This window comes from Actinacidiphila yeochonensis CN732 (assembly GCF_000745345.1).
GTDB lineage: Bacteria > Actinomycetota > Actinomycetes > Streptomycetales > Streptomycetaceae > Actinacidiphila > Actinacidiphila yeochonensis.
The window spans coordinates 2,905,347-2,927,362 of record NZ_JQNR01000005.1; the positions used below are offsets into that span (position 1 = coordinate 2,905,347).

Genomic DNA, 22,016 nt, shown 5'->3' on the forward strand with positions numbered 1-22,016 from the left:
CCCAGCAGCACCAGGAACCTCCTGACCGGGCGGCGCAGGGTCTTCGCCGCGGCGTCGGGAGGTCCTTCTTCCCTGACGTGGGTCAGCTCCCGGCGGCCGTCGGCGGCGGATACCACCGGCCCGGGCGAGTACAGCCTGTCGTGGCACCAGTCCCGTCAGAGGTGGACCGCCAAGGGCACCGCGTCCACCGCGTGGTCGTGCCCGGTCGGCGAGCGCCGGTGGACGGCCGTGGCCAGCAGGACGGTTCCGGCCACCAGCAGTGCGGACCCGGCCCAGTACGGCACGGTCTCGGGCAGCTCCCCGATGGTGTTCACGAGGGCTCCGGCGACGAGGACGAGCGCACCCGCGGCCCCGAGGAGCACCACCTCTCTGCCGAGGGGGCGGAGCGCGACGCGGTGCGCGGTGAACAGGGCGGGGAGCAGCATCAGGCTGAGGCCGCATACCGGGGCGTTGAGCAGGAACACCCAGCGCCAGGAGAGCGTGTCCGTGATGGTCTCGGTGATGGCCACGTTGAGGGCGAACCCCAGGCCGACGGCGGCCGCCCACACGCCGATCGCGATCCGCTCCCTGCCGAGGGGAACGGATCGTGTCGTCAGCCGGAGGGAGAACGGCATGATCAGCGCGGCTCCCACACCCTGGAGGAAGCGGCCGGTCTCGACCAGGAGCGGTCCGGACGCCACGGCGCACATGACCGATCCGACGCCGAAGGCGGCCAGCCCGGTGCCGAACGCGCCGCGTTGCCACCCGGCTCGGCCGAACAGCGCGACGAGCAGCATGACCGCGCCGAACGGCGCCGCGTAGAGGTAGACCAGGTCGTGCACCGTGCTGAAGGCGATGCCCTGGGCCTCCGCGAGGCTCAGGAGGAGCCGTGCCCCGAGCGGCATGTCCAGGACGACGAGGAACGCGGGTAGGCACGTCATCGCGAGGCCGAGCAGCCGGGCGGCGGCCGAGGCCGGCCGCGCCGCGCCCCCGGCCTGGGGCGCCGGCCGCCGGCCGCCGCACGCTGCCCGACGCCGGCGTCCGGACGGCCGGGGCGGGTCGGGGGCGCGGCCTCCGCCTCCGCCTCCGCCGAGGCTGCGGGGGGCGCCGGCAACTCCGAACCGACGAACCCCGCGCGTACCGGCCCGGACGGGGAGGCGGCGTCCGGGCGTGAGAGCCCCGACGGCGCAGGCCCAGGTCCGGTCCCAGGCGTGGCAGGCGGCTCGGCCCTGTCGGCCTGGCGTGGCCCCCGGGAGACGGCCGGAGGAGGCGCGGTGCCGGCGAGTGAACCCTTCGACAGGGCCAGAGCGCCGGCCGCGTTGACGGCACGGCGTTGCGGCCTGGGCAGCCCCCGCGCCGCGAGGTGGCCGTACACATGGGTGAACAGTTCGTCCAGCGTGAGCGGTTCCGGGCTCGCGAGCCCGGTGAGCAGGGCTTCGGTGAAGGAGGTGTGGGTGGCGCCCACGGGCGCGTGCGAGGGCGCGTTCGCCGCCGACGAGGTGAGCGTGTACGTGCCGGCGACGTCGATCTGCCCGGTGATCACGCCGTGGTGGTCGGCCATCGCGTGGATGGCCCTCCCGGAGAAGCAGCAGTCCAGCACCAGGACCCTGACGGCCGCGGCGCTGTCGGCGATCTCCTCGCGCAGCACATCGAACGGCACGGCCGTCCACCGCAGCCGGTCCGGATCGGTGGTGGACAGGGCGAGGTGGAGCCGGCCGCGGTCGTCCACGAGGCCGTGCCCGCTGTAGTAGACGAGGAGCAGGTCCGTCGCGGTGGCCGCGGCCCGCGCGACCGCGTCCCCGATCCCGCCGGGCGTCAGGGGCTCCGCGACCACCGTGCAGTGGTCCGGCGCGAGCGTGCCCGTCCGGGGGTCGGTGAGCGCCGCGGCCAGATCGGCGAGGTTCGCCGCGACCGCGGGCAGCGCGTGCAGACCGCTGCCGGAGGGATAGCGGCCGGCGCCGAGCAGGACGGCCCGCGACCCGGCGGGCTCCGGGAAACGGCTCACTCCTCCCGCTCCCCCCGCTCCAGCAGCCGTTCGACATCCCGCATGAGGACGTGCGCGTCGACCCGGGCCCCCTTGACCTCGACCGTGGAGCCGTCCTGGGCGGTGATGGTGATCTCGACGTCGGAGCGCCGCTGTGCGATCCAGGTGGAGAGGGCGCCCGCGAGGACCGCGCCCACACCGCCCGAGCCGGCGGCCACGACAAGGACGTCGAGCAGGCCGGCGCCCATCTCCGCCTCCCCGGGAAGGGGGCTCTCACCGCGGACCCTTCCCCGCAGGCTCTCCTCGTCGCGCAGCCAGTGGTACAGCGACCTCAGATCGTCCGCCCCGCCGCCGACCTCGATCCGGAGGTCTCCCGTCTCTCCCGTCACACGCCCATCCTTGCGCGAACGGCCGTTCGCCGCCGGGGTTTTGTGAAGGTCGCCGGACAGGCCGGCGGACCTCGGAGCCGGGCTGCCGGACCCCGCGCGGTGCCGAACGCGGCCCCGGGACCGCTCTGCCCGGACACGACCTCACCGCCGGCGCGGGACGAGGAGCCGGTCGCGGGCCGGACGGGGGCCGGACGGGGGCCGGTCGCGGGCCGGTCGCGGGGCTTCGCATACCCCCGTCGGGTATGGTCGCCGCAGGCGCGGGAGCGCGGGCGGGAGAGCCGGGGCGGGCGCGCCGGACGGCCTGACGGCAGCGGAAGGCATGAGGCATGGACGCCGTACTGCACGCCCTCTCCCTCGCCGGGGCGATGGCCTGGCAGATCCTGTGGGCCCTGGTGCTCGGCTTCGCGCTGTCCGCCGTCGTGCAGGCCGTGGTCAGCCCGGCCACGGTGGCGGGGTTGCTCGGCGACGACCGGCCCCGGACGCTCGCCGTGGCCGCGGGGCTGGGCGTCGCGTCGTCCTCCTGCTCCTACGCGGCCGTGGCGCTGGCCCGCTCGCTGTTCCGCAAGGGCGCGCACTTCAGCGCCGCCATGGCGTTCGAGATCGCCTCCACCAACCTCGTGGTGGAGATGGGCGTCATCCTCGCGCTGCTCATGGGGTGGCAGTTCACCCTGGCCGAGTTCGTTGGCGGGCCGGTGATGATCGCGGTCCTCGCCGTCCTGTTCCGCCTGTTCCTGCGCGAGTCGATGGTGCGGGAGGCGCGGGCGCAGGCCGACCGGGGGGTGGCCGGCGCCATGGAGGGCCACGCGGCCATGGACATGTCCGTCCCCGGGGAGGGGCCGTTCACCCGGCGGCTGCTCTCCCCGCGCGGCCTCACCGCCACCAGCCACGTCTTCGTCATGGAGTGGGCGGCGATCCTGCGGGACCTCGTCCTCGGCATCCTCATCGCGGGCGCCATCGCCGCGTGGGTGCCCGACGCGTTCTGGAGCACCTTCTTCTTCGACGGTCACCCGCTGGCCGCCAAGGTCTGGGGACCGCTCATCGGGCCGGTGGTGGCCGCCGCCTCGTTCGTCTGCTCGATCGGCAACATCCCGCTGGCGGTGGTGCTGTGGAAGGGCGGGATCAGCTTCGGCGGCGTCGTGGCGTTCGTCTTCGCCGACCTGCTGATCCTGCCGATCCTCTCCATCTACCGGAAGTACTACGGCGGCAGGACGGCGCTGTTCCTGCTGGGAACCTTCTACGCCGCCATGGCGGTGGCCGGCTTCGTCGTGGAGGCGGTCTTCGGCGGGCTCGGCCTCGTCCCCGACCACGCCGACGCGAAGATCCCGGCGCAGGGCGTCTCGTGGGACTACACCACCTGGCTCAACATCGTCTTCGTCGTCCTCGCGGCCGCGCTGGCGGCGCGCTTCGTCCGGACCGGCGGCATGGGCATGCTCCGCGCGATGGGCGGCGCGCCGCCGGACCCCGAAGGCCACGGCGGCTCGGAGGGCCCCGACGGCCACCACCACGGCTGAGCGCTGAACGGCCAGGGGGCGGGGCTCAGCGCGGTACGGCGCGGCGCAGGTTCCGGACCGCCGGTATCGCCAGCAGCACACCGGCCGTCAGGACGGACACGCCGGCACCGGTGAGCAGCACGTGGCGGGTGCCGAGCGCGTCCGCGGCCGGGCCGGCCATCGCCTGGCCCACCGGCACCATGGCCACCGAACCGGCCACCTCGTAGGCGTGGATGCGGTTGAGGATGTCCCCCGGGACGTGCGTCTGCACCGACGTCGCCCAGTTGACGCCCCACAGCGCCGAGCCGATGCCCGCGACGAAGACGCAGCCGCAGACGGCCGCGACGGGCAGGTCCAACCCCACCGACAGCGGCATCAGGCAGGTGGCGGAGATCGCGAAGGACCCCGCGCGCAGCGGACGGGAGGCGCGGAAGCGCAGCGCGAGCAGCGCCCCCACCGCGGTGCCGCCGCCGAGCGAGGAGTTGACCAGGCCGTAGGCGCCGGCGCCGTGGCCGGAGATGATCTGCCCCGCGGCCAGCGGGGTGAACGGTCCCCACATCAGGACCATGTAGAACATCCACACCACGATCACCGACCACATCCAGGTACGGGACCGGAACTCCCGCCAGCCCTCCATGAGATCGGTGCGGAACCTGCTGGCGGCCCGCGACACCCGGGTCGGCGGCGGGGCCAGCCGCAGCAGGACGAGGCAGGTGGCGCTGGTCGCGTAGGTGGAGGCGTGCACGGCGAAGACCACGCCGGGGGAGGTGAGCCCGATCAGCACGCCGGCGAAGGCCGGGCCGAGCAGCGCGGCCGTCGACTCCGCGGTGCGGGTCACCGCGTTGGCGCCCTGGACGTCCCTCGCCACCCGGGGGACGGTGCTGGCCACGCCCGGCTGGAAGAGCGCGGCGGCGGTGCCGTTCACCACCGCGATCACCACCACCTCCCACAGCCGCACGCTGCGGGTGAGGAAGAGGACGGCGGCGAGCGACTGGGAGCAGACCCGGACCAGGTCCGCGGTGATCATCTGCGCCCGCGCGTCGAACCGGTCGGCCAGCACCCCGCCGAAGATCACCAGGCCGGCGAAGCAGGCGGTGGACGCCGCCATCACCAGGCCGACGTCGCCGGCCGAGTAGCCGTAACCCAGCAGGCCGGCGGAGAGCGCCACCGGCAGCATCGTGTCGCCCAGCATCGCCACGGTGCGGGCGGTGAAGTACAGCCGGAAGTTCCCCGACCACAGCCGCTCGCCGCCGGGGTCGGACGGGACTGACAGGTCAGAAGGGACTGACAGGACCGACGGGTCCTTCGACGGCCGCGCGGGGTCCGCCGACGGTATCGAGGGGTCCGACGGCTCCGACGGGGCGGGCGCGCCGGAGGCCGAGTGCTCGGGGGCGGCGGGGGAGTCGGGGGAGGGGCCGCCCGACGCCGGGGCGGGCAGGGAGGCGGGGCCGGCGGGTGCGGCCGGGCCGGCGTGGCGGCGCGGGGTCCGGCCGCGAGGGGGCGGGGAAGAACTCACCCCGCCAATATGGACTGGACCACTCCGCGGCGTCCACGCGGTTGCCCACGGGTTCCACGGCTGATCAGCCCGGGTCCCCCCGCCTCCCGCCCGCCACCCCCACCGGCGGCCCCCGGCCGGGCGGCCAGGCCCCGTACCCGGCGGCTGGGCCGGCCCGGAAGGCCGCGCTCAGTCCGGCTCCACCACCCGGTACAGCCGCAGGGACCGCTCCGGCAGCTCGACGCCGCTCCCGCCCGGCACCCGGAGCCCGTCCCCGTTCACCGCACAGGCACCGTCGCCGTCGCCGGCCCCGTCACCGTCCCCGTCGCCGTCCCTGTCACGCTCCCCGTCGCCGAGCTGGTCCGGCGCGGGCCCCGGACGTGCCGGCCCGCCCGTCCACGGCTGCTCCCGGGCGGTGTCCAGCAGCAGCTCGTACCCGGCCGCCCAGGGCGCTCCCGGGAGGACGAACCGTACGGGGCGGTGGTCGGCGTGCACCAGCAACAGGAAGCTTTCGTCGACGACCGGTTCGCCCCGGGCGTCGCGCTGCGGGATGTCCCGGCCGGACAGGAACATGCCCAGCGTCGCGGAGGCCGCGAACCAGTCCGCCGCCGCCATCTCCCCGCCGTCCGGCCGGAACCAGGCCACGTCCCGCAGCCCCTCCGGAGCCAGCGCCAGCCCGGAGAAGAACCCGCCCCGGCGCAGCACCGGATGGGCGCGGCGCAGCGCGATCAGGCGGGCGGCCAGGTCGCGCAGCCCCGCCCACTCCGGCTCCTCCAGCAGCGACCAGTCCACCCAGCCGGTCTCGTTGTCCTGGCAGTACGCGTTGTTGTTGCCGCCCTGGGTGCGTCCCATCTCGTCCCCGGCCACCAGCATCGGCACGCCCGTGGAGAGCAGCAGCGTGGCCAGCAGGTTGCGCAGCTGCCGGCGGCGCAGGGCCAGCACCTCGGGGTCGCCGGTCGGGCCCTCGGCGCCGCAGTTCCACGACCGGTTGTCGTCGGTGCCGTCCCTGCCGTCCTCGCCGTTCGCCTCGTTGTGCTTGCCGTTGTGGCTGACGAGGTCGCGCAGCGTGAAGCCGTCGTGCGCCGTCACGTAGTTGACCGAGGCGTACGGGCGGCGGCCGCCCCAGTCGTACAGGTCGCTGGAGCCCGACAGCCGGTAGCCGAGGTCGCGCACGTCCCCGGCGGCGCCGCGCCAGAAGTCCCGTACGGTGTCGCGGAACCGGTCGTTCCACTCCGTCCACAGCGGCGGGAAGGCGCCCACCTGGTAGCCGCCAGGCCCGACGTCCCACGGCTCGGCGATCAGCTTCACCCGGCGCAGTACCGGGTCCTGGGCTATGACCGCGAGGAACGGCGAGAGCATGTCCACGTCGTGCACGGCACGGGCCAGCGCGGCGGCCAGGTCGAACCGGAAGCCGTCCACGCCCATCTCGGTCACCCAGTAGCGCAGGCTGTCGGTGATCAGCCGCAGCACGTGCGGCCGCACCACCGCCAGGGTGTTGCCGCAGCCGGTGTAGTCGGTGTAGCCGCGCGGATCGGGGCCCAGCCGGTAGTAGGCGCGGTTGTCGACGCCGCGCAGGGAGAGGGTCGGGCCGCCCTGGCCGCCCTCGGCGGTGTGGTTGTAGACCACGTCGAGGACGACCTCGATGCCGGCCGCGTGCAGCGCCCGCACCATCCGCTTGAACTCGCCCACCTGCTGGCCCCGGGTGCCGCCCGCGCTGTACGCGGAGTGCGGCGCGAAGTAGCCGATCGAGTTGTAGCCCCAGTAGTTGCGCAGGTTCCGGCGCAGCAGGTGCTCCTCGTCGGCGAACTGGTGCACCGGCAGCAGCTCCACCGCCGTGACACCGAGCCGCACCAGGTGCTCTATGGCCGCGGGGTGGGCGAGCCCCGCGTACGTGCCGCGCAGGTGCGGCGGGACCAGCGGGTGGCGCATGGTGAAGCCGCGTACGTGCAGTTCGTAGATGACCGTGTCCGACCACGGCGTCTTGGGCCGGCGGTCGTCGTGCCAGTCGTCCTCGTCCGCGACCACCACGCCCTTGGGGACGAACGGCGCCGAGTCGCGGTCGTCCCGCACGGTGTCGGCGACGCCCGCCTCCGGCCAGTCGCGCACGTGCCCGTACACCTCGGGGACCATGGCGAACGTGCCGTCCACGGCCCGCGCGTACGGGTCCAGCAGCAGCTTCGCCGGGTTCCAGCGGGCGCCGGTCCACGGGTCCCAGCGGCCCCCGACCCGGAAGCCGTACCGCTGTCCCGGCGCCACGCCCGGTACGAAGCCGTGCCACACCTCGTGCGTCAGGTCCGTCAGCGGTACCCGGGTCTGCGTGCCGTCCTCGTCGAACAGGCACACCTCCACCCACTCCGCGCCACCCGCCCAGAGCGCGAAGTTGGTGCCCGCGACGCCGCCCGGGCCCAGATGGTGGCGGGCGCCCAGCGGCTGGGGCGAACCCGGCCACGCCGCCGCCCGCCCGGCGGACGCCGACCCCCTGCCGGCTCCCGCCGCGGCTCGTGCCCCGGCCCCGCCCCGCCCCCGCTCCGGCTCCGGTTCGGGCCCCGCCCCGGTATGCCCGCCGGCCCCTGCCCGGCGGCCGGCGCAGGGCGCGGGAAGGGCTCCGCGCCCTGCGCCGCGCCGACCTCGCGCGTCTCGGACACCCGACCTCCCGCTGCGCTCGCGCCGGGCGCCGGCCGCGCGGGCGTCCCGTGCCCGCGCGGCCGGGCGGGCCCCCGCGTCCCGCTTCCGGCAAAGGCATTGTTCCCACCGGCGCACGCCCGTCACCCCGCCGGTACCGATCAGTCACTTCCGGGCCGCGCGGTCGTTGAAGCAGACGTGATCACTGTGGTGAGGCGTGTGCGTGCGCTGTGTGCGCCGCGAGCGGGAGCGCGAGCGGGAGCACGATCGGGTGCGGCCCTGGCCGCCGTGCTGGCGGTCGCGGCCGTGGCGGCGTCCGCGTGCGGCGCGGGCGGCGGCTCCGACGGCAAGGCGGACGCGAGCCCGCGTCCCGGCGCGGCCACGTCCGCGCCCCCGACCTACCTCGGCGTCTACTCGCCGGAGCGGGACTCCACAGTGGGGACGGGAGCCATCGTGACCGTCCTGTTCACCCGCACCATCACCCGGCAGGCGGACGTCGAGCGCGGCATCACCGTCACCAGCCGGCCGCCGGTGCCGGTGGTCGGCCACTGGTTCGGCGGGCGCCGGCTCGACCTGCGGCCGGCCCGCTTCTGGCAGCCCGGCACCGTCGTCACCCTCCACCTGCGGCTGCGCGGCGTGCACGGCACGGACACCGCGATCGGCTCGCAGAGCAAGGACGTCTCCTTCACCATCGGCCGCGACCAGCACAGCGTGGTGAACGCCGCCACCCACACCATGACCGTCTTCCGCGGCGCCCGCGTGCTGCGGGTGCTGCCGGTCACCGCGGGCTCCCCGCAGCACACCACGTACAACGGCGTCATGGTCATCTCGGAGAAGTTCCCGGTGACCCGGATGAACGGCAACACCGTGGGGTTCGGCGGCGAGTACGACATCCCGGACGTGCCGCACGCCATGCGGCTGACCGCCTCCGGCACGTTCGTCCACGGCAACTACTGGGCGCCGCACGGCATCTTCGGCACGCAGAACACCAGCCACGGCTGCATCGGCCTGGAGGACCGCAAGGGCGGCGGCGCCGACACCCCCGCCGGGTGGTTCTACGGCCAGTCGATCATCGGCGACGCCGTGCAGGTGGTGGACTCGCCCGACCGCGTCGTCGCCCCGGACAACGGCTCCGGCGGCTGGAACCTCGACTGGGCGCAGTGGACGGCCGGTTCGGCCCTGCGCACCCCGGTGGGGCCGCCGCGGTGACCGGCCGGGAGTAGGCCGCCGCCCGACGGAGCGGGCCCCGGCGCCCGTCCCGCCCTGCCCTATCCCCTCGGCACCCGCCCTGTCCTACCGTCCTCAGTGCCCGCACCCCCTGGCCGTCCTCGCCCGTCCTTCCCGCCGCGCGTCCGCCCCGCACCCCCGTGGCGCTGCTTTCGCCATCCGCTCCCGGGTACAGACCACTTGGGACGGAACGGTGACAGTAGCGGGGGCCACATCGACGGGGTCCGTGTGGTTGTGTTGCAGGTGTCAGGGGGAGTAGGCGTGTTTCGCGCGGTAGGGGAGTCTGGGAAAGTGAAGCCGATAGGTGTGCCGTCGGGCCTGCGGAAGAGCGCGGCGGCTCTTGTGCTCGGCCTTCTGCTGTCGACGGCCGCGGCCTGCGGGCCGAGCCACAGCGGCGCGGGGGCGAGCGGTGGCGACGGGAAGGCCGGAGGCGCACCGACCAGCGCCGCCACCACCCCCGCCGTCTCCAAGGCCGTCGTGGCCATCAGCCCGCAGGACGGCGCGAGCGACGTCGCGACGACGGGTGCCCTGAAGGTGACGGCGTCGGAGGGCAAGCTCACCGCCGTGACCGTCAAGGACGACAAGGGCACGGCGGTGGACGGCACGATCAGCGCCGACGGGCTGGGCTGGGCCCCGTCCGGCCATCTCGCCGCGTCCACCAAGTACACGGTGGACGCCACGGCCAAGGACTCCGCCGGCCGCGAGTCCGACAAGCACTCCACCTTCACCACGGTGGTGCCGAAGGACACGTTCATCGGCTTCTTCACCCCGGAGGACGGCTCCACGGTCGGCGTGGGCATGGAGGTCTACCTCAACTTCAACCACGCCATCACCGACAAGAAGGCCGTGGAACAGGGCCTGTCGGTGACCGCGTCGCCGGCCGTGCAGATCGCCCCCCACTGGAACGGCGACACGCAGCTGTTCTACCGGCCGCAGAACTACTGGGCGGCCGGCACGAAGGTCACGCTCAACCTGAACCTGGCCGGCGTCGAGGGCGCCCCCGGCGTCTACGGCACCCAGCACAAGTCGGTGCACTTCACCGTCGGCCGGCGCCAGGTGAGCGTCGTCGACGCGGCCAAGCACACGATGACCGTCTACCGCGACAACAAGGCGATCCGGACGCTCCCGATCTCGGCGGGCTCCCCCGAGCACACCTCGTACAACGGCAAGATGGTGATCTCCGAGAAGTACGTCAAGACCCGGATGAACGGTGACACCGTCGGGTTCGGCGGCGAGTACGACATCCCGGACGTGCCGCACGCCATGCGGCTGACCAACTCGGGCACGTTCATCCACGGCAACTACTGGGCCGCCCCCTCGGTCTTCGGCCACAGCAACACCAGCCACGGCTGCGTCGGCCTGCACGACGTGCGCGGCGCGGGCGATCCGAGCACACCGGCCGCGTGGTTCTACAACCAGTCGATCATCGGCGACGTCGTCCAGGTCGAGAACTCCAAGGACAAGACCGTCCAGTGGTGGAACGGCCTCAACGGCTGGAACATGCCCTGGTCGGATTGGACGAGCTGACCCAGAACCGACGCGGGCCCGACGCGGGCCCGATCGACCGCACGCGTCGGCTCCCCGGCCCGGTCCCCGCTCGCGGGGCCGGGCCGGCGTCGTACGCTCCGGGCATGACTGTGACCCTCGAAGTCGAGAACGGCGTCGGCACCCTGCGGGTGGACCGGCCGCCGATGAACGCCCTGGACAGCACGGTCCAGGACCGGCTCAAGGAACTGGCCGAGGAGGCCGCCGCCCGCAAGGAGGTCCGGGCGGTGGTCGTCTGGGGCGGCCCGAAGGTGTTCGCGGCCGGCGCGGACATCAAGGAGATGCGGGAGATGTCCTACCAGGACATGGTCGACCGCTCCCGCGGCCTGCAGGACGCCTTCTCCGCAGTGGCCCGCATCCCCAAGCCGGTGGTCGCCGCCATCAACGGCTACGCCCTGGGCGGCGGGTGCGAGCTGGCGCTGTGCGCCGACGTCCGGTTCGCCGCGCACGACGCGAGGCTGGGCCAGCCGGAGATCCTGCTCGGGCTGATCCCCGGCGCCGGCGGCACCCAGCGGCTGTCCCGGCTGATCGGCCCGTCCCGTGCCAAGGACCTCATCTTCACCGGCCGTATGGTCGGCGCCGAGGAGGCGCTCGCCCTCGGTCTGGTGGACCGGGTGGTGCCCGAGGACGCCGAAGCCGGGGTCTACCAGCAGGCCCGGGCCTGGGCCGAGCGGCTGGCCCGCGGGCCGGCGTACGCGCTGCGGGCCGCGAAGGAGGCCGTCGACGGCGGCCTCGACGCCGACCTCACCACCGGGCTCGCCCTTGAACGCACGCTGTTCGCCGGGCTGTTCGCCACCGCCGACCGGGAGGCCGGGATGCGCAGCTTCGTCGAGCAGGGGCCCGGCAAGGCCGTCTTCGAGTAACCTCCCGGGACGCGACGAGAGCGGCCGGCGCGTGCCGGCGCGTGCCGGCCGGGTCGGCGGGTCGGCCGTACCGCCCTACCCCGGGTACATGGCCGGAACGCGACGGGCGCGGGATCGTTTTGAGGCAACCTGACGAATTACCAAGGTAACCCGGCGAAGCGGCTCCGTTACAGCCATCATGAGGGCATGGCGGGTCTGGGCGGCATCGAGCAGTCGCAGCAGAGGGCGGAGAGCGCGGTCGGCGCCGCGCCGTGTGCCGCCGCGCCGTTCGCCGCCTCGGCCGCGCCGCTCCTCGCCGAGGAGGTCCGGGACGCCGAGGGGGCGGCGGCGGCCGAGGCGCTGGAGCGGATGGGCGACCCCTCGGCGGCCGAGGTGCGCCTCGCCTCCGAGCCCGCCTCGGCGGCCACCGCCCGCCGGATGGCGCTGTCGGTGGTCCGGCGGTGGGGGCTGCCGCACCTGGCGGAGGTGGTTGAGCTGCTCGTCTCCGAGCTGGTCGGCAACGCGGTGCGGCACACCGGCGCGCGCACCTTCGGGCTGCGGATGCACCGGCGGCGGGGGTGCGTCCGGGTGGAGGTGCGCGACCCGTCGCGGTCGCTGCCCTGCCTGATGCCGGTGCGGCCGATGGACGTCAGCGGGCGGGGCCTGTTCCTGGTGAACGAGCTCTCCGACCGCTGGGGCGTGGACCTCCAGGCGCGCGGCAAGACGACCTGGTTCGAGCTGCGGGTGGCCGACCGGTTCGACCGCGGCTGAGCCGGCCGCCCGTTGCCGGGAGCCGCCCGGAGGGCGAGAACCAGCCATCAGGACGGCGGCGCCGCGGGGGTGGGGGCAGGGACGCGGGAGATACGGGGGAAAAGGAAGAGGCCCTCCGCGTCGGGGGGGGGTGACAGCGGAAGGGCCTCTTCAATATCGCCGCGGAGCAGGGGGGGTGATCCGCGGCGCCTGTGGAACGGCCGAGCCCGGGTCGTCGGCGGCCGTTGACATTGACTCTCGCACGAATCACCACCACAGGGCAAATACCAGAATCGGACATCAGTGGACATATCGCAAGATGATGTTGGGGAAGCAAGGGTGAGTTGCACCACTCGCCTTATAAACAACGGCTACATGCTCTCATGGCCTTTTCATATTGCGATCGCCGAAGTGTCCCTTGACTCTTCCGTGACACGCCGGACGCCTGGGGCGCGTGGGACCGCTCCCACGGCGCGGGCCGCTGCCGCGCGCGGCCCCGCCGGTGCTGTCGGACGGTTGCCCCTTGTTCATCCCGCGTTCGCCCGCCCAGGGCGTGCCGCGGCGTCCCCCAGGGCAGAGCAGGCATAGCGGCGCTGGGCCGGCCGGCACGCGGCGGGACGCGGCCGAAGGGCCGGAGGCCAGGGGCCGGGGCGGCGACGAGGGGGCGGACCGGTGGAGTTCACGAGGAGTCGGCGGCTGCGCACGAGCGGAAGGCGCCTGGTCGGATGGGGCCTTGCCGTCGCGGCCGGGGCGGTCGTCTGGGCGGTCGCGGCGGACGGCCCGGCCCGTGCCTCCGCGAACGGCGTGGCGGTGATGGCCGGCCTCGCCGTCCTGAACGGGATCTGGACACTGCGCCGGGCCAGGCGCCCGTTCACCCTGCGGATCGACGAGCACGGCATCGCCGTCAACGAGGACGCACTCGGCTGGGAGCAGATCGACGGCGTGGCCCTGCGCTACAGCCCGATGAGCCAGGTGGACACCGACGACCACACCAACACTCCGCCGCCCCCTCGGCTGTTCGTCTACCCCGCCGACGGTGCCGGACTGCCCGGCCTGCGCGAAGCCGCCATGTACGGCCGCCGCGCCTACGACGTGGTCGCCACCGGCGAACTCGACCAGGGCCTGGACCGGCTGATCGAGACGCTGACCCGGCACGCCGGACCACGCTTCGAGGCGTCCCCGCACGGGATGCGCCGAGCCGGGGCCCCCGAGGACGCGGCGGTGCGGGAGGCCGTCGGCGGGCGCTTCGCCGACACCCCCGGAGTCCGCGGGGCGGTGCTGCCTCCCGGCCTGCCGGCCCGCACCTTCGAGGCGCGCCGCAACACCGCGGCCCGGCTGCTGGCGGCGCTGGCCCTCGCCGCGGTCGGGGCGGTCCTGAGTACTCCGCTGATCACCGGCGGTCCCGACCTGGCACCCGAACCGTTCTCCGCGTTGGCGCCGTTGGGCGCGATCCTCGGGTGCTTCCTGAGCCTGTGGTACCTCTGGCTCGTGCTGCGGCCGCTGCGGCTGCGGCTGGGGCCGGACGGCCTGACCGCGCGGAACTTCGCCGGCCCGCTGGTGGAGCTCGGCTGGGACCAGGTGGTGGCGGTCACCGTGGCGCGCAAGCCGGGCGCGGTCGACAAGCACCTGTGGCTCCTGGTGTGGCTGGCGCCCGGCCACACCCTCGACCTGCCGCACGAGATAGCCGACGGCCACCGGACCTACCCGCTGGTGGAAGTGCGCCGCCTGCGGGACGGCGGCGAGGTGGAGGCGGCGGCGCGGTACTTCGCGGGCTCGCGCTACGTGGAACCGGCTCCCTGAGGCCGGGCGGCCCGGACCCGGAAAGGGCGGAGGCGGGGGCGCGACGCCGGTGCGTCGCGCCCCCGCCTCGGGGTCCGGCCCTGGGGGCGGTGGGCCCGGGTGCCGGGCCCACCGCGGTCAGAGCTTCAGCCGGACCACCTGCGGGTCGTGGTCGCTGGTCTGGTTCGCGAACTCGGCGTTGATGTGGACGACGTCGTAGTCCGCGTTCTTGGTGAGGTCGGGGCTGACCAGGATGTGGTCGAGCACCTGGGAGTTGCCCTCGTACACGTACGAGTAGCGCTGCGCCTTCGGCAGGGTGTTCACCAGGTCGGTGAGGGTCTTGCCGTTGTCGGTCAGCGAGGTGACGGCGGGCGAGAACTGGTAGTCGTTCAGGTCGCCGAGGACCACCACGTCGGCCTTGGGGTCGGCGGTCTCGATCTGCTGCACGAAGTCGTGCTCGATGACCGCCTGCCGCACCCGCTGCACCTCGGAGCTGCGCACCGGCGGCTGGAAGCGGGAGTCGATGCCCTGGTCGCCGCCCTTGCTGTCGAAGTGGTTCGCGATGACGAACAGCTTCTTGCCCTTGAAGGTGAACTGGCCGGCCAGCGGCTTGCGGGAGTCCGTCCACGCCTGGTCGTCGGGGGCGATCCGGCCCGGCGAGGCGGTCAGCGAGGTCGCGGAGCCCGTGCCGGTGACGCCGACCGCGGTGGTCGAGCCGCCGCCCGGGATGTCGGTGAAGCCCACCCGGTCCGGGTTGAAGAGGAAGGCCTGCCGGATGTTGCCGCCCGGCTCACCGCCGTCCTTGTCGCTGACCGGGTCGATCTCCCGCCACTGGTAGTGCGGGCCGCCCGCGGCCGTGATCGCCGCGACCAGCTTGTCGAGCGTCTGGTCGGCGGCCACCACGCCGTCGTCCTTGGCGCCGTCGTTGTCCTGGATCTCCTCCAGGGCCACGACGTCGGGGGAGCGCAGGTTGGTGACCAGGCCCTTGGCGAGCGCGTCGAACTTCGACTGCGGGTTGTCGGGGGCCAGGTTCTCCACGTTGTACGTGGCGACCGTGGCCTGGTCGGCGGACGCCTTCTTCGTCACCTCGGGCTTGATGCCGCCGCTCTGGACGGTGCCCAGGGTGCTGGCCTGCAGCGCGTACGTGCCGCCGAACTGGTTGTAGTCCAGCGGACCGCTGGTGGTGCCCTTGAGGGTGTCGCCGACGTTCGCGGTCGGGAACGCCGAGGTCGCCGTCGGGATCAGCGACTGCACCATCAGGCGGCCGGAGTTGGGGGTGTCGTAGCCGGTGTAGAGGGTGCCGCCGCGCTTGGTCGGGTTCTGGTCCGCCTTCACGGTGACCCACAGCTCGGAGTACGCGTCGGTGGCGCCCACGACCCGGCTGGAGCCGATCTGGACGTTCATCCCTTCGAGGGAAGCGTAGAAGTCGAGCGCGTATTCGGACGGGCGCAGCGGGATGTTCTCGATGGAGCCGCCGCCCGCGCTGGGCACGAAGTCGTCCGGCACCGACTTGTCGTTGAGCACGACCGGCGCGGGCACCGGGTTGCCGCTGGACACCTTGGTCACCGTGGGCTTGGTGATCTCGGTGACGGCCTGGCCGCCCCCGGTGGTTCCGCCCGGGTAGTAGTCGGAGACCGTTCCCGCGACGGAGACCGCGTCGCCGACCGTCACGGTGGGAGCGGAGCCGGTGTAGACGAAGACGCCCTCGCTGGTGCGCGGGTCGTTGTCGGGGTTCGGGTCCTGGAACCAGAAGCCCTGCGACGAGCCGTAGGCGCGCACCCCGGTGACGATGCCGGTCACGCCCGTGACCTGCTTGCCCTCGTACGGCGACACCCGCGTGTCGCCCTGGATGTCGTGGATGGCGGCGGTGGCCGCGGGCGAGGTCGGCGGGGTGGTGGGGGAGGAGGGCGTGGTGGGCGGGTCCGTCGGCGCGCCGGTGGTCGGCGGGGCCGTGACGCCGCTGCCCGAGGAGTTCTGCGGGGTGGGGTCGCCGGGGGTGAAGTCGGCCGCGTTGTCGTCGGTGTCGGCCAGGGACGCGGCGCGCGCCACGGAGGCGCTGTTGCCGGCGCCGGCCGCCGCGCCGCTGCCCTCGTGGACCAGGGCCGTGCCGTATCCGACCAGGTCCTTGATCCGGGAGTCGGCCGCGCAGTCCGCAGCCGTCACGCAGGTCAGCGGGTCCGCGCCCTGGACCAGGGCGATGGTGCCGGAGGTGCCGGACATCGCGATGGTGCCGGAGGTGTCCGGGCTCGGCAGCGCGGTGGTGCCGCCGGTGCCGGCGGCCTCGCCGACGAGGTAGCGGCCGCTGCCGGCCAGCGTGCCGGTGAGCGGGGTGACCTGCCACTTGCTGCTGGCCGTCGGCGCCCCCGGCAGGTACTGCACGCTGTAGTTGCTCAGGTCCACCTGGCCGCCGCCGGCGTTGCCGAGCTCCACGAAGTCGTTGGTGTACGTGGCACCGGAGTTGCCCCCGCCGCCGTACACCTCCGCGATCACCGCGTCGGCGGAGGGCGAGGCGAAGGCCGAGTGGACCCCGAGGCCGGCCAGGGTCAGGGCTCCGGCTATGCCGATGGGCAGCGCGCGCTTGCGCAGCCGGGCTGCGGAGGACGGGGCGGTGGCCTGCGAGGGGCCGTGCGGCTGTCCGGTGGAGCCGGATCTCGCCGCGGGCGAGCCGGCTTCGGAGGAGTGCGACACCGGGGGGGATCTCCTTCTTGCGGTGCGGTGGCTGGGGGCGGCGCTGCGCTGTCCGGTCCCAGGGGGCTGCGGTGGGGCGCACGCTCGGGCTCAAGATACGCGCGTAGAACCGGCGTTAGAAGGGATTTCCGGTGAATTCCCCATTGCGGGTGGCCGGCCACCGGGACCCCGCAGACCGCCCCCGCGCGAACGGTGCCGGGGCGTCCCCCGAGGCCGCGGCGGGTGCCCCGGCGCCCTGGGGCGGTGAACCACCGTCCCTTGAGGGGCAGTTGCGGGCGGCCGCAGCGTGGAGCGGAGTTGACGGCGGGTCGTCCGGCCGGACCGGCCGCCGTCCGGGGCTCTCGTGTGCGGGGGCGGGGCGTCCCGAGGCCACCGCGGACCAGCGGTCGGCGGTCGGCGGCGGTCCGGTGGGGCGCTCGCCGTGGGGTGTCCCTTCGGACACCGGACACCCCCCGGGCGGGAAGGGCGCGTTCACGCACCCGCGGAAGGAGGGCGGCCGACCGGGTCCGGGGGGAAACGGACGTGTATATGCCGTTCATTCGAACGTTTCAGGCTACCCATGTCAGCGATTCCCCTGCGAAGGAGAACCTCATCATGAGGAAGCACCTGGCCTTGGCCGCCGCCGTCATCGGCGCGATCGGGGCGTTCGCCGCAGCCCCCGGCGCGGCGGCCTCGACGGTGGCCTCGAACACCCAGTCGCCCGACGCGATGGTCACCCAGTGCGGCAGCGGCGAGGCGGCCCGCACCGCGGCGCCGCTCTCCGGCCTCGCCGGCAACCGGCCCGAAGCGCGCTCGGGTTGTACGGTCGAAGACGCCCACCCCAGCCTCAGCGGCTCCGTGAGCCCCGCCGTCACCACCGGGTACAAGAACTTCGTCAACTACCTGTACGGGAGCTGCCTGGACGACAGCAGCAGCGCCGGCCTGCGGATGTACACGTGCAGTGACGCGAGCTACAACAACGGCTACCAGGCGTGGTACGTGGTGGACGACGCCGGCTCCTACCAGTTCGAGAACGTGAAGACCGGCCTTTGCCTGGACGGCAGCAGCACCGCCGGTATCCGCGGCTACACGTGCAGCAGCGCGAGCTACAACAACGGCTACCAGAAGTGGGTGATCTACTGGGAGAACTCCGACGGAAGCTGGGTCGACTGGAAGAACGTGGCCACCGGAAAGTGCATGGACTACAGCTCCACCTCCGGGCTGCGCCTCTACACGTGCAGCAGCGCGAGCTACAACAACGGCTACCAGGAGTGGAACTACTGAACCGTCGGGGTGAGGCCGCGTCCCTCTGAGGGCGGTCCCGTCCCCGGCCGCTGAGGTCCTCGGGCGTACCCGCCACGGCGTCCGCTCGCCCCGGGGCCCGGCACGGCCACGGGCGGGGAGCGGGTCGCGGGGCGGTCCGCCGGGCGGGCGCGCGTCCGAACCGTCGGGGAACCGATGGTTCGGACGCGAGCACCCAGCTCGGTACGGCGTCGGGCCGCCAGCCGGGAAGCCGCTGGGGCAGCCCGCCGCGGAGTCGCCTTCCGCGGAGCCGAACGGCGTGACCTCACACCAGACCAGGTCGGGGGTTCACCGTCGGCGGGGTGCTGCCGGGCCGGTGCCCCGGCCCGCCCGGGGCGCGATCCCTCAGGGACGCGGGACGTCGGTGACGACCTGGTCGTACCGCTGAACCGTCACATACAGTTCCAAGCCCGGGTTCGACTTCTGAAAGCGCGCGACGACCGCGTCGGCGTAGGCCCAGAGGTCCCCGGGAGCGACGTCCGCGGTGAAGGTCCCGGCGGCGACCGAGTCGCCCTCGGCGTTGACGGAGACCGTGTACTTCTGCGTTTCGGTGGTGGAGGACATCGGGCTCTGCGTCTCCTGGGTCGTGACCTGCTGGGCGGTGTCGCTCGTGCTGGCGGGCGTCTCGGCTGTCTCGGCCGCGTGCGCTGTCCCGGCCGTGCCGAGAAGCGCCGCCGCCGCGGTCGTGGCCGTGGCGCCCAGCACGGTCCGCCGGGATATGTCGGGCATTGTTCTCCCCCCTGTCCGGCACCCTCCCGGTTGAGGGGCCACCGGCAACCATATATTCAACTCACCTTACGAAAAGGCTGGTTGACGGGAACATTCTTGCCCCGGACCTCCGAGCTGAACCGCCGCGCCCGGAGGCCGAGCCGTCAGCGCGCGCCGCCGCCCTGTCCGGCGATGTCGAACGCGCGGGCGAGCAGGCCGGTCGGGGTGGGGCGCCGCCGGCGGCGCGGCGGCGGCGCAGGGTGCGGAAGGTCGCACGCACGCTCGCCAGCGCGACGCCGGCGACGACGGCGGCGGTGAGGTCGGCGTCCTCGGTGTCCGGGGGCAGCCGCCGCGCGACCAGCGCGGTCAGCCGCTCCTCGAACTCGGTGAACAGGCGCACCAGTTGTGAGGCGACCGCGGCCTCGGTGCCCTCCAGCGGCCGGGTCAGCGCGGTGAGCGTGCTCTCCGCGAACGGCCGGGTCGCCGAGAGCAGCGCCTGCCGCACCGCCGTCATCGGGTCCTCGTCGGCGGGGCGGTCCGCCAGCGCGTCCTCGACGTAGCGGAGCAGTTCCACCGCGTCCGGCAGGAGCAGGGCCTCCTTGCCGTCGAAGTAGCGGAAGAAGGTGCGTTCGGACACCTCCGCCGCGGCCGCGATGTCGGCGACGGTCGTCCCGGTGAAGCCGTGTTCGGCGAAGAGCCGGGCCGCGCACGCGCGCAGCCGCCGCCGCGTCTGGTCCTTCTTCCGCTCCCGCAGCCCGGGCCGGCCGTCGCCGGCCTCCGCTACCTCCGCCGCCTCCGCCGCCTCGGGTGTCCCCGGCGCGCCGGACGGGCGGGAGCCGCCGGAGGGGCCGGGCGCGGACGGCGATACGGGGCTGGTGGGGGGCATGCGCAGAGCCTACCGGTGATGGCACCTCTGTCAATTGTCAGGACTGCCACTTTCTGGCTAACCTGGCCGCTCGCTGTCAGTCCTGCCGTTCTCTGGAGAGCGCCATGTCTTCCTCGCCCCGCGCCCGCAGCGGGCCGCTCGGCCGCCTCGGGTCATCGTGCGCGCGACACCCGGTCCGGGTGGTCGTGGTGTGGGTTCTGGTCCTGCTGGCCGCGCTGGCCGGGAAGCGGGCCGTCGGGGCGGAGTTCAGCGACCAGGTGACCCTGCCCGGCACCCAGTCGAACCACGGGGCCGAGCTGCTCAAGGCGTCCGACTCCGGCGCGGCGGACCCCAGCGGCAAGATCGTCTTCCACGTCGGCGGGCGGACCGTGGCCGCCCACGCGCACGCCGTCGGCGAGGCGCTGGACCGGGTCGGCGGGCTGCCGCACGTCACCGCCGTCTCCGCGCTGACCACCAGCGACGACGGCCGCACCGCGTACGCCGTCGCCTCCTTCGACGTCCAGCTCAAGACGCTCGGGAACCCCTACGCCGACCGGCTGGACCAGGCCGTCGCCCCCGCCCGCGCCGACGGCGTGCAGGTCGCCTACGGCGGCGACCTCGACCAGGTCACCCGCGTACCGGCCAACGACCGGGTGAGCGAACTCATCGGCGTCGTCGCCGCGCTGCTGGTCCTGCTCCTCGGCTTCGGCAGCGTTCTGGCCGCGCTGATGCCCCTGGGCGCCGCGCTGGTCAGCGTCGGAACCGGTATCGGCGTGGTCGGCGTCGTCGCCGGCGGCGTCACCCTCGCCACCTCCGCGCCCACCCTGGCCACGATGATGGGGCTCGGCGTCGGCATCGACTACGCGCTCTTCCTGACCACCCGCTTCCGCCAGGACATCGTCGACGGCCGCGATCCCGTCGAGGCGGCGGGCCGCACCACCGACAGCAGCGGCCACGCGGTGCTGGTGGCCGCCCTCACCGTGGCCGTCGCGCTGATGAGCCTGTACGCGTGCGGCCTGTCCTTCATCGGGAAGCTCGGCCTGGCCGCCACCATGGCCGTCGCGATCACGGCGCTCGCGGCGCTGACCCTGGTGCCGGCCGGGCTGGGCCTGGCGGGCCGCCGGATCGACCGGGTCGCGTTCCTGCGCCGCCCGGTCGCCGAGACCACCGGCGACGACGACCGGTGGCACCGCTACGCAGCCCTGGTCGCGCGGCACCCCGTCCGGTTCCTCACCTCGGGCGTGCTGCTGCTCGCGATATGCGCGCTGCCGATGTTCTCGATGCGGCTGGGCCACGTCGACGACGGGGCCGACAAGCCCGGAACCAGCAGCCGCACCGCCTACGACCTGATAGCCGGCGCCCGCGGCCCGGGGTTCGGCCCAGGCGCCAACGGCACCTTCGTCGTCGTGGCCGACGTCCGCCACGCCTCCGTCCCGGCCGGGCAGGTCGGCGCGGAGCTGCTGAAGGCCCTCGACGGCACGCCCGGCGTCGCCGGTACCACCCCGGCCCGGACCAGCCGCGACGGCCACACCGTCACCACCACCGTGACCCCCGCCAGCGGGCCGCAGTCGGCACGCACCGGCGCCCTGTTCGACACCCTGACCGGGCACACCCTGCCGCGGGCGCTGCGCGGTACCGGCGCCCGTGCCTACCTCGCCGGAACGGCCGCCGCACAGCTGGACTTCCGCGACACCGTCACCGCCCGGCTGCCCCTCATCATCGGCATCGTGCTGGTCTGCGCCTTCCTGCTGCTGATGGCGGTGTTCCGCAGCGTGCTGATCCCGCTGAAGGCGGTGCTGCTCAACCTCCTCACCACCGGCGCCTCCTACGGCATCCTCGTCGCCGTCTTCCAGTGGGGCTGGGGCAAGCACCTGCTGGGGCTGTCCGAGGCGGTGCCCATCGAGTCCTACGTGCCGATGATGATGTTCGCCATCGTCTTCGGCCTGTCCATGGACTACGAGATCTTCCTGCTGTCCCGCATCGCGGAGGGCTGGCGCGCCACCGGCGACAACACCGCCGCCGTCGGCTCCGGGCTGGCCGGCACCGGCCGGGTGATCTCCAGCGCGGCGCTCATCATGACGGCGGTCTTCCTGGCGTTCACGGCCACGCCGACGGTGGTGATCAAGATGCTCGCGCTCGGCCTCGCGGTGAGTGTCGTCCTCGACGCCACCGTCGTCCGCCTGGTCCTCGTGCCGTCGGCGATGTTCCTCATGGGCCGCGCCAACTGGTGGCTGCCGCGGTGGCTCGACCGCGTCCTGCCCCGGCTGCGCGTCTGACGGCCGGACGCACCGGCCGTCGCCCGCGTCACCGGCCGGGCTCTCCGGGCGACCTCTCCGGGGGACCTCTCCGGGCGGGGTACGGGCCGCGACGGG

At 73.9% G+C, this 22,016-nt stretch carries 15 protein-coding genes and 1 pseudogene; 8 read left to right on the forward strand and 8 right to left on the reverse strand.

Going from position 1 to position 22,016, the window contains the following annotated elements:
* Positions 1–155: 155 nt before the first annotated feature.
* Genes BS72_RS24115 through BS72_RS37470 form a run of 3 tightly spaced genes read right to left on the reverse strand, consistent with a single transcriptional unit; the run spans position 156 to position 2,352 of the window.
* Positions 156–920 carry an MFS transporter gene (locus BS72_RS24115; protein WP_078901598.1) on the reverse strand — a complete coding sequence of 255 codons (765 nt, stop codon included), beginning with the start codon at positions 918–920 and terminating at the stop codon, positions 156–158.
* Positions 917–1,984: a caspase family protein gene (locus tag BS72_RS37465; protein ID WP_051951599.1), complete on the reverse strand. Its 1,068-nt coding sequence runs from the start codon at positions 1,982–1,984 to the stop codon at positions 917–919. Before BS72_RS37465 ends, BS72_RS24115 begins: the two co-directional genes overlap by 4 nt.
* A complete protein-coding gene (locus BS72_RS37470) occupies positions 1,981–2,352 on the reverse strand; it encodes an effector-associated constant component EACC1 (protein ID WP_051951601.1) in 372 nt (123 codons plus the stop codon). The genes BS72_RS37465 and BS72_RS37470 overlap by 4 nt, the downstream gene beginning before the upstream one ends.
* 326 nt (positions 2,353–2,678) lie before the next feature.
* Between BS72_RS37470 and BS72_RS24130 the strand changes: the two genes are divergently transcribed.
* The gene (locus BS72_RS24130; protein ID WP_037913502.1) at positions 2,679–3,863 is read left to right on the forward strand and encodes a permease; all 1,185 of its coding nucleotides are present in this window, start codon (positions 2,679–2,681) and stop codon (positions 3,861–3,863) included.
* A gap of 25 nt (positions 3,864–3,888) precedes the next feature.
* Here the strand turns inward: BS72_RS24130 and BS72_RS24135 are convergent, their stop codons facing one another.
* Together BS72_RS24135 and glgX are read right to left on the reverse strand one after the other, a co-directional pair.
* On the reverse strand, positions 3,889–5,133 hold the full coding sequence (locus tag BS72_RS24135) for an MFS transporter (RefSeq protein WP_232792666.1): 1,245 nt from the start codon (positions 5,131–5,133) through the stop codon (positions 3,889–3,891).
* A 606-nt stretch (positions 5,134–5,739) separates the two neighbouring features.
* Positions 5,740–7,842 (reverse strand): annotated as a pseudogene (glgX, locus tag BS72_RS24140) (glycogen debranching protein GlgX); the annotation flags it as partial.
* 405 nt (positions 7,843–8,247) lie between these two features.
* Here glgX and BS72_RS24145 point away from each other — a divergent pair.
* The 5 genes from BS72_RS24145 to BS72_RS24165 all read left to right on the forward strand — a co-directional run bounded on the left by BS72_RS24145 (position 8,248) and on the right by BS72_RS24165 (position 14,123).
* On the forward strand, positions 8,248–9,168 hold the full coding sequence (locus BS72_RS24145) for a L,D-transpeptidase (RefSeq protein WP_051951603.1): 921 nt from the start codon (positions 8,248–8,250) through the stop codon (positions 9,166–9,168).
* Between the two features lie 309 nt (positions 9,169–9,477).
* Complete coding sequence (locus BS72_RS24150; protein WP_107498868.1) at positions 9,478–10,713, forward strand: L,D-transpeptidase; 1,236 nt, start codon at positions 9,478–9,480, stop codon at positions 10,711–10,713.
* 104 nt (positions 10,714–10,817) lie between these two features.
* A complete protein-coding gene (locus tag BS72_RS24155; protein WP_037917438.1) occupies positions 10,818–11,594 on the forward strand; it encodes an enoyl-CoA hydratase/isomerase family protein in 777 nt (258 codons plus the stop codon).
* Between the two features lie 186 nt (positions 11,595–11,780).
* The gene (locus BS72_RS24160) at positions 11,781–12,344 is read left to right on the forward strand and encodes an ATP-binding protein (RefSeq protein WP_037913506.1); all 564 of its coding nucleotides are present in this window, start codon (positions 11,781–11,783) and stop codon (positions 12,342–12,344) included.
* A 651-nt stretch (positions 12,345–12,995) separates the two neighbouring features.
* Positions 12,996–14,123 (forward strand): hypothetical protein, encoded by a 1,128-nt coding sequence (locus tag BS72_RS24165; RefSeq protein WP_037913508.1) that lies wholly within the window; start codon positions 12,996–12,998, stop codon positions 14,121–14,123.
* 117 nt (positions 14,124–14,240) lie between these two features.
* Here BS72_RS24165 and BS72_RS24170 read toward each other — a convergent pair whose 3' ends face one another.
* On the reverse strand, positions 14,241–16,673 hold the full coding sequence (locus BS72_RS24170; protein ID WP_232792667.1) for an endonuclease/exonuclease/phosphatase family protein: 2,433 nt from the start codon (positions 16,671–16,673) through the stop codon (positions 14,241–14,243).
* A gap of 711 nt (positions 16,674–17,384) precedes the next feature.
* On the opposite strand from BS72_RS24170, the gene BS72_RS24175 reads away from it, so the two are divergent.
* Positions 17,385–18,053 (forward strand): RICIN domain-containing protein, encoded by a 669-nt coding sequence (locus tag BS72_RS24175; RefSeq protein ID WP_037913509.1) that lies wholly within the window; start codon positions 17,385–17,387, stop codon positions 18,051–18,053.
* Between the two features lie 363 nt (positions 18,054–18,416).
* Here BS72_RS24175 and BS72_RS24180 read toward each other — a convergent pair whose 3' ends face one another.
* Together BS72_RS24180 and BS72_RS32725 are read right to left on the reverse strand one after the other, a co-directional pair.
* On the reverse strand, positions 18,417–18,800 hold the full coding sequence (locus BS72_RS24180) for a hypothetical protein (protein ID WP_037913511.1): 384 nt from the start codon (positions 18,798–18,800) through the stop codon (positions 18,417–18,419).
* Between the two features lie 61 nt (positions 18,801–18,861).
* The gene (locus BS72_RS32725) at positions 18,862–19,665 is read right to left on the reverse strand and encodes a TetR family transcriptional regulator (RefSeq protein ID WP_051951608.1); all 804 of its coding nucleotides are present in this window, start codon (positions 19,663–19,665) and stop codon (positions 18,862–18,864) included.
* Positions 19,666–19,769: 104 nt separating this feature from the next.
* Here BS72_RS32725 and BS72_RS24190 point away from each other — a divergent pair, with 104 nt between their 5' ends.
* Positions 19,770–21,920 (forward strand): MMPL family transporter, encoded by a 2,151-nt coding sequence (locus BS72_RS24190; protein WP_037913513.1) that lies wholly within the window; start codon positions 19,770–19,772, stop codon positions 21,918–21,920.
* The last annotated feature ends 96 nt before the right edge of the window (positions 21,921–22,016 follow it).

Excerpts from the sequence above, each read along its gene's own strand:
- BS72_RS24115 (WP_078901598.1), bottom strand. The coding sequence starts at position 920 with ATGACGTGCCTACCCGCGTTCCTCGTCGTCCTGGACATGCCGCTCGGG.
- BS72_RS24130 (WP_037913502.1), top strand. The coding sequence starts at position 2,679 with ATGGACGCCGTACTGCACGCCCTCTCCCTCGCCGGGGCGATGGCCTGG.
- BS72_RS24155 (WP_037917438.1), top strand. The coding sequence starts at position 10,818 with ATGACTGTGACCCTCGAAGTCGAGAACGGCGTCGGCACCCTGCGGGTG.
- BS72_RS24160 (WP_037913506.1), top strand. The coding sequence starts at position 11,781 with ATGGCGGGTCTGGGCGGCATCGAGCAGTCGCAGCAGAGGGCGGAGAGC.
- BS72_RS24175 (WP_037913509.1), top strand. The coding sequence starts at position 17,385 with ATGAGGAAGCACCTGGCCTTGGCCGCCGCCGTCATCGGCGCGATCGGG.
- BS72_RS24180 (WP_037913511.1), bottom strand. The coding sequence starts at position 18,800 with ATGCCCGACATATCCCGGCGGACCGTGCTGGGCGCCACGGCCACGACC.
- BS72_RS32725 (WP_051951608.1), bottom strand. The coding sequence starts at position 19,665 with ATGCCCCCCACCAGCCCCGTATCGCCGTCCGCGCCCGGCCCCTCCGGC.
- BS72_RS24190 (WP_037913513.1), top strand. The coding sequence starts at position 19,770 with ATGTCTTCCTCGCCCCGCGCCCGCAGCGGGCCGCTCGGCCGCCTCGGG.